Origin of the sequence: Pseudoalteromonas sp. S4492 (assembly GCF_005886115.1) — a bacterium.
In the GTDB taxonomy this organism is placed as follows: domain Bacteria; phylum Pseudomonadota; class Gammaproteobacteria; order Enterobacterales; family Alteromonadaceae; genus Pseudoalteromonas; species Pseudoalteromonas gelatinilytica.
On the sequence record NZ_PNCP01000232.1, the window covers coordinates 1 to 270 of the forward strand.

General features: G+C 53.0%; 1 pseudogene. It reads left to right on the forward strand.

What is annotated here, in order from left to right:
• Nucleotides 1-270, forward strand: a pseudogene (locus CWC28_RS22110) (hypothetical protein); the annotation flags it as partial.

Sequence of the window (270 nt, forward strand, 5' to 3'; positions counted from 1 at the left end):
CAGTGAGAAAGCGCCTGACAGCGGCATTGCCTTTGAGCATGCCCACAAGCGCAATCAGGCACGCTATGTTCTCGGACAGTGTTTCGTGTATTTGACCATGGTTCAGCACCGTCCAACGGATGAAGTGCCAACCTCAATTCCCTGGCTGGCTCGAATGCCTTCTGAAACTGGCAACACCAGCAAACTGTTTACGGCCAAGGCGCTGCTGCGATTTACCCACGCGGTCATTGGTGAGCGAACCACTTATGTGCTTCTGGATTCCTGGTTTAT